The sequence below is a fragment of the Pseudoalteromonas sp. 2CM39R genome (assembly GCF_023161845.1).
The window spans coordinates 218,214-228,348 of the sequence record NZ_JALNTM010000014.1 but is presented as its reverse complement, the minus strand read 5'-3'; the positions used below and the strand labels follow the sequence as shown (position 1 = coordinate 228,348).

The 10,135-nt window shown below is 38.9% G+C and carries 11 protein-coding genes; 4 read left to right on the top strand and 7 right to left on the bottom strand.

Features of this window, described 5'->3' with window-relative positions:
• The first annotated feature begins 188 nt into the window (after positions 1-188).
• Both MTF66_RS27035 and MTF66_RS27030 read left to right on the top strand, forming a co-directional pair.
• Positions 189-716 (top strand): VC2046/SO_2500 family protein, encoded by a 528-nt coding sequence (locus MTF66_RS27035; RefSeq protein WP_138622058.1) that lies wholly within the window; start codon positions 189-191, stop codon positions 714-716.
• A 201-nt stretch (positions 717-917) separates the two neighbouring features.
• Positions 918-1,220, top strand: coding sequence for a DUF6172 family protein (locus tag MTF66_RS27030; RefSeq protein WP_010388513.1), 303 nt, complete (start codon positions 918-920; stop codon positions 1,218-1,220).
• Between the two features lie 67 nt (positions 1,221-1,287).
• Here MTF66_RS27030 and MTF66_RS27025 read toward each other — a convergent pair whose 3' ends face one another.
• The 3 genes from MTF66_RS27025 to MTF66_RS27015 form a co-directional block, all read right to left on the bottom strand.
• Positions 1,288-1,764, bottom strand: a complete 477-nt coding sequence (locus MTF66_RS27025; protein ID WP_109874479.1) for a YchJ family protein — start codon at positions 1,762-1,764, stop codon at positions 1,288-1,290.
• A 39-nt stretch (positions 1,765-1,803) separates the two neighbouring features.
• On the bottom strand, positions 1,804-2,238 hold the full coding sequence (locus MTF66_RS27020; protein ID WP_010388516.1) for a SulA-like leucine-rich domain-containing protein: 435 nt from the start codon (positions 2,236-2,238) through the stop codon (positions 1,804-1,806).
• A gap of 323 nt (positions 2,239-2,561) precedes the next feature.
• Positions 2,562-3,023, bottom strand: coding sequence for a tetratricopeptide repeat protein (locus tag MTF66_RS27015; RefSeq protein WP_248529160.1), 462 nt, complete (start codon positions 3,021-3,023; stop codon positions 2,562-2,564).
• A 118-nt stretch (positions 3,024-3,141) separates the two neighbouring features.
• Here MTF66_RS27015 and MTF66_RS27010 point away from each other — a divergent pair, with 118 nt between their 5' ends.
• On the top strand, positions 3,142-4,434 hold the full coding sequence (locus MTF66_RS27010; RefSeq protein WP_054201141.1) for an NCS2 family permease: 1,293 nt from the start codon (positions 3,142-3,144) through the stop codon (positions 4,432-4,434).
• Between the two features lie 111 nt (positions 4,435-4,545).
• Here MTF66_RS27010 and MTF66_RS27005 read toward each other — a convergent pair whose 3' ends face one another.
• On the bottom strand, positions 4,546-5,301 hold the full coding sequence (locus MTF66_RS27005) for a hypothetical protein (protein ID WP_075169051.1): 756 nt from the start codon (positions 5,299-5,301) through the stop codon (positions 4,546-4,548).
• A gap of 296 nt (positions 5,302-5,597) precedes the next feature.
• On the opposite strand from MTF66_RS27005, the gene cysB reads away from it, so the two are divergent.
• A complete protein-coding gene (gene cysB, locus MTF66_RS27000) occupies positions 5,598-6,575 on the top strand; it encodes an HTH-type transcriptional regulator CysB (RefSeq protein ID WP_010388526.1) in 978 nt (325 codons plus the stop codon).
• Positions 6,576-6,642: 67 nt separating this feature from the next.
• On the opposite strand, the gene MTF66_RS26995 is transcribed toward cysB, so the two are convergent.
• From MTF66_RS26995 to pabB, 3 genes are all read right to left on the bottom strand, one after another.
• On the bottom strand, positions 6,643-8,019 hold the full coding sequence (locus MTF66_RS26995) for an L-serine ammonia-lyase (RefSeq protein ID WP_138622060.1): 1,377 nt from the start codon (positions 8,017-8,019) through the stop codon (positions 6,643-6,645).
• A 101-nt stretch (positions 8,020-8,120) separates the two neighbouring features.
• A complete protein-coding gene (locus MTF66_RS26990) occupies positions 8,121-8,696 on the bottom strand; it encodes a CoA pyrophosphatase (RefSeq protein ID WP_138622062.1) in 576 nt (191 codons plus the stop codon).
• Positions 8,689-10,047: an aminodeoxychorismate synthase component I gene (gene pabB, locus MTF66_RS26985; RefSeq protein WP_138622064.1), complete on the bottom strand. Its 1,359-nt coding sequence runs from the start codon at positions 10,045-10,047 to the stop codon at positions 8,689-8,691. Before pabB ends, MTF66_RS26990 begins: the two co-directional genes overlap by 8 nt.
• Between the last annotated feature and the right edge of the window lie 88 nt (positions 10,048-10,135).

Genomic DNA, 10,135 nt, shown 5'->3' with positions numbered 1-10,135 from the left:
GAGCTGGATTCGAACCAGCGAAGGCTGAGCCGTCAGATTTACAGTCTGATCCCTTTGGCCGCTCGGGAACCCCTCCAATGCAACGCGGCAGATAATAGCAAACTTCTTATTTAAGTAAAGAAAAAAGCTAAAGAAAATTCAAATTTAGCCGATAAATACTTATTAATTAGTTAAATAGGCTAAAGTCTATGCAGATTGGTGGTTTGTTAATCACGGAGAGCCAGTTAAAAACGAGGCTTAATGAAAGTGTGCACGATAACCGCCGAGGCGAGTTTGCACTTTTATTAGCAATGCTCTCTCATGATGCGCTTGATTTTAGTGAGTTTCACTTACCTAAAAGTGATGCAAGTGGTTATCAAGCCGATGAAGAGACCTTGAGAAAGCAATTTGGTGCGGGTCCAAAGCAGCCATTAGCGCCAGATACCTTTAATATGTTAATTGGCAAAAATAACACGGAACTTTTAGCAAAAATGGGAAGCGCTATAGGGATGAGTGATATTAAGTTAACTCAGTGCTTAAAGCCTGAACCGTTAAATATTCGAGATGATAAAAATCATATTCCGCTTAACGTGATTGATAATTGTGAACTGGCGGTTCGTCGGCGAATTAAAAACAGTGATATGCCGCTCTCAAATATGCAAATGGATGCCGCAGCATTTTATGATGATTTACAAAATGAAGCCCTCCACCAGCCATTACATTTGTTTAGTGCCTAATTAAATTACATTAAATGCAGTTTTTTAAACGCCATTAGATTGTAATAAACTGTGTTTATATTAGTGGTTTTGTAGGTGCTTTATTTTAATAACCGATTTAATATAAAAAAAGCATCCAAAATTTAAATGCAATTGCTATAATGGCGCAAATGGTATGACATTAAATGCCATTATCATTAAACCAAGGTAATTAGGAACGTAATGAAGAAAACATTCACGCTGAATCATGAGAAAATCAAATACCCTCGTATGGTTGATGCTGCAAAGCATGAAGTGAAAAAATATTTGAAAAGAGAACGTAATAAAACTTTACCTGTTGATGCCGACTACTGGGCATTTGATTGTAAGTTTGGTAACACGGCTGAAGAGGCCCAAGTGGTTCACGTTGCTGAAATTAACAATCACATCAGTGAAATTGAAAAGCAAGGTTTAACCTCTTTCTACTTAGAGATTTTAGCAAGACCTGCACAGCGTCAAGACTTCGATGAAGATGATGACGAATAAAGCGCTAAGTTGCGTTTAGTGTAGTTTTTGAAAATGGGCCAAGTGGCCCATTTTTTGTGGTTGTTACTTATACACTATGACACTTTTTATACTTTTTATTACTGCCGCAAGGACAAGTATCATTGCGTTTCACTTTGATATCAGCAACCGGTGTGATCTCACCATCAAGGTATCGCCACTGTTCATCTTCTTTAATAAATCTTGAATGCTCAGCCAGCTCGCAATACAAGTCTTGATAAAAGTAATGGGCTTTAAACTTTACAAACCCTGTTTCATCATTATAACCAGAATCTAATACGGTTAAGTTTATAAAGCGGCAACTAGTTGCAAAGTCCTTAATTTCTGATAGTGAGTTTTCAGCTTGCTTTTCTTTTGCGTAACTTTCACGAACAAAAGCCGCGTTTTTAACCGCATATGCACTGTAGCGAGCACGCATAAGTTGCTCAGGTGTTTGTGGCTGTTTGGTTTTTAAATGAAAAGGTTCACAGCAATCAGCATAAAGTTGCTGACTGCCACAAAAACATAGTAGTGCGTTAGAGGTCATAATAAATGTACTGTGTATTAAAACGCTAGTTTACCAAGCTTATTGCGTTAGTGAAATCTCAGCTTGAGCGCTTTTTTTGCTAAAGCAATACAGCTTAGTGCGTGTATGGCTCAGGTTTAATGATAACTGTGATAGTTGCTGATTATTTATTATGTCGGTCCAGGTGATCACCGCTGCAAAATTTCCATTGTGAAGTGCAGAACTTAAAACATACTCTATATTAACTAAATGTTTTTGGCGTATAACTAATAATTTACTGGTATCAATTGAACATGAATCAAGTAACGCTTTACTAGGTACATGGTCTGGCGCAATTAAAAGTGTCCATGCATTTAAGCTATTGTATTGGTGTAATACTTTTAATAATTCAAACGTCGCTGAAATCTCATCTTCAATTTGTACAACGTTAACACAATCAGATTGGTCATCTTGTTGGTAGCTCTTAACTGTTCTTACGGTAATAGGCTGTAACATAATCGTCTCACTCACTGGGTTTTTATACAGTACATGTATACAGTAGTTTATACAGTTGTTTGGTGCAAGTGTTTTTTGCTATTTTTTTGTACAGTTATTCAGCTGAGCACGATAATGAAACTATTTAAAAATAAATAGTTCATATATAACAATAGATTATAATTTTTTAGGATGAATACTTTTGACGGTAGCTTTTTAATCTATAACTAAATAAATCTTGAAATGCATGAGGTATACAGTAGTTTAAAAATTAAGCGTTGTTGCATTTAACTTATAAAACGCTTAATCAATTTACAGATAGAATGAGTTACTAGGTAGTAAAACTATTTTTCGTGACTTATAGGGATCAAATGTGAAAATTGTAACTGATGAATTTGTTCATATAAGCTGGCGGCATAACACTGGGCGTCTTTAAGTCGTTTGGTACTAATGTGTTTGCGTATATCGCTCATTGCCTCTATTGCTGGCTCATATCCTTGGCTACTAGCTAAGCTGAGCCACGCAGCCCCATGAAATACACTTTGTGGCACACCTTGGCCTTTAATGAAAAATAGCCCTAAGTAAAACTGTGCACGATAGTTTCCTGCCATTGCTGCTAAACGCATCCATTTTGCGGCTAAGGCGCATTGTTCATTTTTAAGGTAATAAAGAGCTTTATTTAATGTGTCTTGATCGGTGTTTTTAGAGCTCGCAGGGGGATTTGCATCGCTTGGTTGCGTTACAAAAGAAAGAATGTTGTCTAATTGTTGCTCTAAGTCTTGGCCACTTGGTGTCGTTTTGATCATGCTACTTCGTTTGTTATTTTAATCACTTAGCTAGTTTAGTATATAGCAAGGTAAAATGTCCTGTAAAAAGTTATTTTTATGCTAAAATCTCGCCACTTTTTACAACCACAAGTTTATTATGCTCGAAGCCTTATTCAAAATCCGTGCAAATGATTCTTCGGTTCGCCGTGAATGTATTGCCGGTATGACTACATTTATTACGATGGTTTATATCGTATTCGTTAACCCAGCTATGCTTGCAGAAGCAGGCATGGACCAAGGTGCTGCCTTTGTTGCAACCTGTATTGCCGCTGCAATAGGGTGTTTTATTATGGGGTTGTGGGCCAATTATCCATTGGCATTGGCACCGGGTATGGGATTAAATGCATTTTTTACCTATGGCGTGGTGCTAGGTATGGGCTATAGCTGGCAAGCAGCGCTGGGCGCGGTGTTTATGTCAGGGTGTATATTTTTAATATTAAGCTTATTTAAGGTGCGAGAGTGGATTATTAATGCAATCCCCCTGGTGCTCAAACAAGCAATAGCAACCGGTATTGGTGCATTCTTGGCACTTATTGCGCTGAAAAGTGCAGGTATTATTGTATCAAGCCCAGCAACACTTGTGCAGCTAGGCGATATAACGTCACCGGGTCCGCTATTAGCTATTTTTAGTTTTTTTATTATTGCGGCATTACTTTATCGCGATTTTAAAAGCGGTGTATTAATTAGTATTTTACTCGTTACCGCGATTGCAGTGTCGATGGGGTTAGTTGAATATCATGGTGTTGTTGCAATGCCACCTTCAATAATGCCAACTTTTATGCAACTTGATTTTAGTGCTGCTTTTGAACTGTCTATGTTGAGTGTTATTTTTGCGTTTCTATTTGTTGATTTATTTGATACCTCAGGTACGTTGGTAGCGGTTACTCAAAAAGCGGGCCTAGCAGATAAAAACGGCAATATGCCGCGCTTAGGTCGCGCATTAAGCGCTGATAGCACTGCAACCATTGCCGGTGCAATGCTGGGAACTTCAACAACAACTTCTTATATAGAATCTGTAGCGGGAGTATCAGTGGGGGGCCGAACGGGCTTAACGGCTGTAGTTGTAGGTTGCTGCTTTTTATTAATGATGTTTTTTGCACCTTTGGCACAAATGGTACCCGCATACGCAACAGCAGGGGCAATCTTATATGTATCCGTTCTAATGCTACAAAACTTAAAGTTTGTAAACTGGGATGATATGACCGATGCAATTCCAGTGAGTGTTGTATTGTTAATGACTCCATTGACCTTTTCAATTGCACACGGTATTGCACTGGGTTTTATTTCTTATACAGCGGTTAAAGTACTGTGTGGTAAAAAAGATCAGGTAAGTATTAGTGTTTGGATTTTAACGGCACTGTTTATTATTAAGTTTGCATTTTTATCTTAATGCTTCTGTTAAATAGCTAGATTTAGTTTGGGTATGTAAATTTATATAGTGACTAAATTTCAGTAATAAAAAAGCCCATACAGTTGTATGGGCTTTTTATTAGGTAATGAATTACCATTTCTTTTTCGGTGCAAACAGTACGTCTAAATCATCTTGCTCTTGTTCGTTCTTTTTCTTCAATGATGTAGCGTTTGATGCCTTTAATTCAGTGCTTATTGTTTCTAGATAGCCTTCAACTTCAACTCGTTTTGCAGTAATGTAATCATCATTAAATGACACACTGTTTAGCGTCGTCGATGCTTTTTCAAAGTACTGCCTAGCAGAGCCTACCATACCGGCTGTTTGAGCTGCTAGACCACGTTTTATCTGGCTTTCAATGTTGATTCTTAGTTGTAGCTTCTCAAGGCGTTTGTCTTCTGCAATAAACGCTTGGCTGTCAACTTTCCCCTTGTTGTGCTCAGAACGGATAATAGTACGGAGCTTTTTTATACCCTGTATTAGTGATATCAGTTGCTTGTCATTACCTGGCAAAACAAAACCATCCGAGCCGTCTTGAATCGGATTTTGTAGTCGCTCTTTTGCTTCTTTTAAGCGGTTTTTTAGTCCGCTACCACCGCTTGAAATAGACACCATATTACTTAGCGCATCATGAATACGACGTTGTAATATTCGCTGAGTTGCTTCTGAAAGAGGGATATTAGCGCTATTCATTAACGCCTCTTCAGTTTCTTCAATGATAGCTTTTTGTTTTGTTAGCTCTTTACGTCGTTCAGCTTCTTGTTTTTCTTTATGTTGTTGAACAGCACTAACCCACAGTGCAATGACGATAAGCGCAACAATTAATACAATTATAATGGAAACGATCATGTTATAATTCTCAAATTCTTAACCTTATTATCTAATCTTACATTAAATATATAAAAGGTGGGAAACTTTGCGCCGATTAACTAAAAAAAACACCATGTATAAAGCGTTTAAATCTTAATGTGTTATGTTTTGTTTGCTGATAATCATTGCTATCTCAACTTTATTTATTGTGTTAACCTGAAATTTCAATAAATTAATTGTTACATTGTGTAACCTTAATCAGCCTTTATATAGTTACCTATTAATTAGGGTGCGCTTTTGTCTGTCAATGTGAATTATAACGAAACTACATAGCCATGAAATTACAACAACTTAGATATATCGTAGAAGTTCAAAATCATAAATTAAATGTTTCAGCTACCGCTGAGAGTTTATTTACCTCCCAGCCTGGTATTTCTAAGCAAGTACGTATGTTAGAAGATGAGCTCGGTGTACAAATTTTTGGCCGTAGTGGTAAACATTTAACTCACGTTACAGGTGCTGGCGAAGAAATCATTAACATATCGCGAGAAATACTCTCAAAAGTTGAGGGCATTAAAGCGGTTGCTAATGAACATACGCTGCCCGATCAAGGTAAACTTAATATTGCGACTACGCACACCCAAGCACGTTATGCGTTACCAAGCGTAATTCAAGGCTTTACCCAAAAATACCCAGCAGTGTCACTGCATATGCACCAAGGTACGCCGCAGCAAATATCGGATGCAGCTGCGCGCGGTGATGCAGATTTTGCGATTGCTACTGAAGCACTGCACTTATATTCAGATTTAGTTATGTTGCCTTGTTATCACTGGAATCGCAGTATTGTGGTTGCTAAAGATCACCCCCTTGCGAAAAAAGTCGATAACTTAACGGTGGCAGATATAGCGCAGTATCCTTTGATCACTTATGTATTTGGTTTTACTGGTCGCTCAGAACTTGATAAAGCATTTAACGCCTATGGGCTTGAGCCACATATTGTATTTACCGCCACCGATGCCGATGTTATTAAAACGTATGTGCGCCTGGGATTAGGTGTCGGTGTGGTTGCATCTATGGCAATTGATCAGGTAAACGACAACGACTTAGTGTGCATTGATGCTAGCCATTTATTTGAAGCAAGCACCACTAAGATTGGTTTTAGAAAAGGTAGCTTTTTACGTACCTACATGTATGACTTTATCGAACGTTTTGCACCGCATTTAACCAAAGAGCGAGTAGAGCGAGCAAGTTTGCTGCGTAATCAAGACGATGTTGATAAATTATTTGCTGATATCGAATTGCCAGTTAAATAACCGCCATAAACAGTAATGAAAAAGCCGCTTAGTTTTGCAACTAAGCGGCTTTTTTTATGCTTTCTAATTAGCACTCGATAATGTTAACAGCTAATCCACCGCGAGCGGTTTCTTTGTATTTTGTTTTCATATCGTTACCGGTATCGAGCATGGTTTTAATTACTTTATCAAGCGATACTTTTTGTTCGCCACTACCGCGAATAGCAAGACGAGAAGCATTAATTGCTTTAATAGCGCCCATTGCATTACGCTCAATACAAGGTACCTGCACTAAGCCGCCCACTGGGTCGCAGGTCAATCCTAAGTTATGTTCCATGCCAATTTCAGCGGCATTTTCTACGTGTACCACGTTACCACCAACAATTTCAGTCAGCGCACCAGCAGCCATTGAACAGGCAACACCAACTTCACCTTGGCAACCCACTTCAGCACCTGAGATAGAGGCATTTTTTTTGTATAAAATACCAATAGCGGCCGCGGTTAATAAATACCGAGTAGCAATGTCGCGATCAACTTCTTTGATAAAAGTATGATAGTACATTAATACGGCTGGTAGGATACCAGCTGCACCATTTGTTGGTGCAGTAACCACACGACCGCCTGCTGCATTTTCTTCATTCACTGCTAATGCGAATAAATCAACCCAATCCATAGCACGAAGTGGATCGTTACTCACTTCTACATTGAGCTTTAAATATAAGCTTGGTGCACGGCGTTTTACTTTCAAACCACCAGGTAAAATACCTTCGGTACGCATACCACGTTCAATACAGGCTTTCATTACTTGCCAAATATTAAATAATTCATCTTTTATGGCTTCTTCACTGCGTAAGGTTTTTTCGTTTTTCATCATTAACGTTGATACGCTGTAACCCGACTCTTTACACATTTCGAGTAATTCTTTAGCCGTTCCAAACGGGAACGGGGCAGGGTTTTCTTCGCGAATATCTAAGGCCGCTTGTTTTTCTTTTTCAAACTCTTCATCCGTAACAATAAATCCGCCACCAATAGAGTAGTAAACTTTGCTATATACTTTTTCGCCATTGTTATAGGCAATAATTTCCATTGCGTTGGAATGTTTAGGGAGTGTCTTTCTGCGATGAAAAACAATAGCGCCTTGTTTAGGGAATTTAGCTTTATGAGTTTGGTTTAGATAAATAACCTGCTCATTTTCTATTTTTGCTAAAATATCGTCCACTAAATCGGCATCAATGGTTTCAGGATCATACCCTGCTAAGCCAAGTATCACTGCTTTACCAGAGCCGTGGCCAACACCTGTTTGGCCAAGCGAGCCGTAAAGCTCTACTTTTACATCGGTCACATTTGCTAATAGTTGTTGTTCGTTTAGGTCATTAACAAATAAGCGTGATGCACGCATTGGGCCAACGGTATGTGACGATGAAGGGCCAATACCAATGCTAAACATATCAAATGCACTGATCATAATGTGTGTCTCTACTTAGTTTTCTCAGCATTAAGCTGTTCTTTGAACGGTCGACTATAATAACGTGGAAACGCAGGTGTGTAACCCTTATTAGTAAAGATTTAAACTGGTATGGCGAGTTGTTTTGTAAAGTTTTTAATAATGCTGGCTGTGGCTCCCCACAAAAGCCCATGTGGGGTGATAAAGCCATTTAAGGTAATGATTTTTCCACCTCGTTCAAATGGCAATGGTTGCCAGTTAGCCGCGTTATTCAGCGCTTTTATAGAGAGTAAAAAGCTAGCTTGCACTTCGTTGTGGTCGTTTTCCCACACTGTTTCTTTTTTAATTAAGCCTACAAAGGGGCGTATAGTAAATCCGGTCAGGGTTGAATATTCAGGTAACTGACCTAACACATGGACATTTTGCGGGGCAATATTAAGCTCTTCATGTAATTCACGCAGTGCGGTGGTGCGAAGGTTAACATCATTAATTTCAAATTTACCGCCCGGTAAACAAATCTCCCCAGGGTGGTGATGAAGGTAGGTTGGTCGCTTACACAATAAAATATGTGCTTCGTTATCTATATCAATCAATGGCAGCATTACTGCGCTTGCGCGCTTTTTTTTATTATCTTTGAGCTGATCCACGGCTAAACTGCGGTTTAATTGAAAACGAGCCGAAATGGTTTCACTATTCAAAGCGACCTTCATTTAATATAGGAAGTATTTTATTTACTTTATCGTAAGTTTCTTGATATTCCAATTCGACTTTTGAATCAGCAACAATGCCACCGCCAGCCCAACAATGTATTTGCTGATGATGAGTAACTAAAGTTCGAATGGTAATACTGGTATCCATATTACCGCAGGCGCTAATATAGCCAATAGAGCCACAATAAATACTGCGTCTGTGTGGCTCCAGCTCTTCTATTATTTCCATTGCGCGCACTTTTGGTGCCCCGGTAATAGACCCTCCAGGGAATGCAGCTTCAAGTTGATCGACTGCTGTTTTTCCTTCATCAAGGATGGATGTAACTGTACTTACCAAATGGTGTACTGCCGGAAAGCTTTCAATAGCAAATAAAGAAGGTACAACAACAGAGCCCGGTTTTGCGACTTTACCTAAATCATTTCGTAGCAGGTCTACTATCATAACATTTTCAGCGCGGTCTTTACTGGAGTTTGCCAGTAATGTGGCTTGTTTGGCATCTTCTAAAGCATCGGCTTTACGTGGTAGCGTGCCTTTAATAGGTTTTGTTTCTACCTTGTTGTCGTGCACTGCAATAAAACGCTCGGGTGATATTGATAAAATAGCGCCTTGCGGATGATTTATAAAACTAGAAAAAGGCGCTTTATTGGCCTGCGTTAATTTAACATAGGCCGCCCAAGGAGACCCTTGGTAATGTGCGCTAAAACGCTGCGCTAGGTTAATTTGATAACAATCACCACTTTTTAAGTATTCTTCAATCGCGGCAAATTTTTCGCTATAACTTGTCTGACTCATATTTGACTGCCACTGTGATGTAAGCGAAAAGCTTTCATGTTTAGGTGGTTGCATTAAATATTGCTGATACAGCGAGAGACGATTTACATTGGGCTGTGAAACATAAAACCAAGTATCCAGTTGTTTATCGTAAATGAGTGCATCAAGATAAAGTCCAACGGCCATTTGCGGTAAATCAATGTCGTTAAGAGCATTGCTTGGTAGTTGCTCTATAGTACGCCCTAAGTCATAACCAAAATAACCAAGCCAGCCACCGTTAAAGGGTAAATTGTGGGCGGCTTTTGTTGTATCGAGCTTAGCTAATTCAACGTTCATTATTTCAAAGCAGCTTTTAGCACTCACTTGGTTATTAAAAACGGTTTGATTATTTTTAACTTCCAGAGTGCTTTGAGGCTCAATAGCAATTATGTCAAAACGACTGTTAATGTGATCGCTATCACCTGAATCTAGCAAAATGGCGTAGGGCAAATGAGCAAAATGCGAAAATACCTCTATACAATTTTGTGATATGGCTAATTCAACACAATTTTTTTTATTGTTTAGCATTTACTATCCCTTTAAGAACTGGCTCGAAACGGGCTGGGAGGGTATCATAAGTCAAATTTATTTGGCAGCGTTTAGTGAGCGCTGTGGT

Excerpts from the sequence above, each read along its gene's own strand:
- MTF66_RS27020 (WP_010388516.1), bottom strand. The coding sequence starts at position 2,238 with ATGTTACAGCCTATTACCGTAAGAACAGTTAAGAGCTACCAACAAGAT.
- MTF66_RS27030 (WP_010388513.1), top strand. The coding sequence starts at position 918 with ATGAAGAAAACATTCACGCTGAATCATGAGAAAATCAAATACCCTCGT.
- MTF66_RS27010 (WP_054201141.1), top strand. The coding sequence starts at position 3,142 with ATGCTCGAAGCCTTATTCAAAATCCGTGCAAATGATTCTTCGGTTCGC.
- MTF66_RS27025 (WP_109874479.1), bottom strand. The coding sequence starts at position 1,764 with ATGACCTCTAACGCACTACTATGTTTTTGTGGCAGTCAGCAACTTTAT.
- MTF66_RS27005 (WP_075169051.1), bottom strand. The coding sequence starts at position 5,301 with ATGATCGTTTCCATTATAATTGTATTAATTGTTGCGCTTATCGTCATT.
- cysB (WP_010388526.1), top strand. The coding sequence starts at position 5,598 with ATGAAATTACAACAACTTAGATATATCGTAGAAGTTCAAAATCATAAA.
- MTF66_RS27035 (WP_138622058.1), top strand. The coding sequence starts at position 189 with ATGCAGATTGGTGGTTTGTTAATCACGGAGAGCCAGTTAAAAACGAGG.
- MTF66_RS26995 (WP_138622060.1), bottom strand. The coding sequence starts at position 8,019 with ATGATCAGTGCATTTGATATGTTTAGCATTGGTATTGGCCCTTCATCG.
- MTF66_RS27015 (WP_248529160.1), bottom strand. The coding sequence starts at position 3,023 with ATGATCAAAACGACACCAAGTGGCCAAGACTTAGAGCAACAATTAGAC.
- pabB (WP_138622064.1), bottom strand. The coding sequence starts at position 10,047 with ATGCTAAACAATAAAAAAAATTGTGTTGAATTAGCCATATCACAAAAT.